This window comes from Streptomyces coacervatus (assembly GCF_029223485.1).
Taxonomy (GTDB): domain Bacteria; phylum Actinomycetota; class Actinomycetes; order Streptomycetales; family Streptomycetaceae; genus Streptomyces; species Streptomyces coacervatus.
In genome coordinates this window covers 1-1,623 of the sequence record NZ_JARHTP010000058.1, presented here as the reverse complement: position 1 = coordinate 1,623, position 1,623 = coordinate 1, and the positions used below count along the sequence as shown (strand labels likewise).

Genomic DNA, 1,623 nt, shown 5'->3' with positions numbered 1-1,623 from the left:
GATCAGACATCCGATGCGGTTGCGGCGTCAAGCGGCGACGGCCAGAACAGGTGCGGGGTGGGGTGGGAAGGCGATGCTCTCGTTGTAGGGAGTGCGCTTGGTGAGGCAGTGGTGGAGGCAGCCGAGCATGCGGTTGAAGAGGTTGCGCTGGGCGGCGATGTGGCGGTCCCCGTCCGCTCGTCGGCGGTCGTAGTGGGCTCTTGCTCCCGGTGATGCTGTCAGCGAGGCGAACGCCCAGACGTAGCCGACAGCGGCAAGTCGCTGGTTCTTGACGCGACGCACCCTGACGGAGCGGCTCTTGCCGGATGCCCTGGTCACTGGTGCTGCGCCAGCGTATGCCTTGAGGGCTCTGGCGTCTGCGAACCGGGATCGGTCGTCGCCGATTTCGGCGAGCACCCGGGCGCCGGAGAGGAATCCGAGTCCGGGGAAGCTGGTGATGATCTCGGCATCCGGGTGTTGTTCAAAGGATTCCACTGCGGCCTCGGCGAGTTCGTCCGCGCTCGTGCAGGCGGCGTCCAGCTTCCGCAGCAGAGTCAGGGTCTGGCGGCCCATCGCGTCCTCGACCAGCGGAGGTTGGTGCATTTGTGGGACACGGAGGGCTGTGTGCAGGCGCTCGGCCTCAGCGTCGATCCCGCGCTGGCGGCCCGCCCGTTTGAGTACGGCCCGCAACTGCGGCCTCGTGAGCCGGGCAGCCCGGCCTGGGGTGGGTGCGGCGGCCAGCAACGAGCGGGCGACGGGTGAACACAGTCCCCCGAGGATCGGCTGGATGGCGGCGAGGTAGCTGGCGAAGTACTCGCGCAGGTGCGAGCGGAGCTTGTTGCCGGCCTGGGTGCGGTCCCAGACCGCATCCTGCTGAGCGCGGGCGAGGACGGCGATGGCCTGGGCCAGTTCACTGTCGGCCGGCAGCTGCCGATGGGCGGCGGCATCCGTGCGGAGGATGTTGGCGAGCACCATCGCGTCGAGGTGGTCGGATTTCTTGCGTGTGATGGTGTGTCGTTCTCGGTAACGGGCTGCGGCCAGCGGGTTGATCGCGTAGATGGGGCGGTTTGTCGAGCGAAGACAGGCCACCAGCAGTCCCCGCGACGTCTCGATGGCCACCGGTATGCGGGAGGCGGGGCCGTCACCGTGTTCGGTGAGCAGGTCCAGGAGCTGCTGGAGGCCAATGGCGTCGTCCTCGATACGGGCCCGGGCGACGAGCTGGCCGTCGGTGTCGACCAAGGCGATGTCGTGGTGGTCGCTGGCCCAGTCGATTCCGCAGAAGACCTTCATGGGTTGCTCTCACGTCCTTCCTGTCCGCGGCGTGTGTTGCTGCTGGTCACAGCCGTGCGGAGGCACGCGACTCCCTAATGGAAGGGCTCTGTTGGCCCGTCATCCGATTAGCCGTTCGTGACCCCAGCTACCCGCGAGGGCCCCGGTCTTCGTGGGGGCTCGGTGGCTCCCGGTGAGCTGAGAGGTGTTCCTCGCGAGGGGCTCGGACCACGAACACCAACGAATGCACCACTTGCTCGGTGCCCGCTGTTCGAATCCAGGGGCGGGGACGGTGAGCCCGTCTGATCTGAGGGCTCGGGACCCCGTGGTGTTTCAGGCTTCACCGACCCCGTGACTCACCATTAGATGGTGTTT

General features: G+C 67.3%; 1 protein-coding gene. It reads right to left on the bottom strand.

The window, feature by feature from the left end; genetic code table 11:
* Positions 1 to 27: 27 nt before the first annotated feature.
* Entirely contained in the window at positions 28 to 1,269 is a 1,242-nt protein-coding gene (locus P2Q00_RS50545) for an IS110 family RNA-guided transposase (RefSeq protein WP_275781983.1), read from the bottom strand.
* Between the last annotated feature and the right edge of the window lie 354 nt (positions 1,270 to 1,623).

Bases quoted from the DNA above. Each gene is read 5' to 3' on its own strand.
- P2Q00_RS50545 (WP_275781983.1), bottom strand. From the start codon at position 1,269: ATGAAGGTCTTCTGCGGAATCGACTGGGCCAGCGACCACCACGACATC.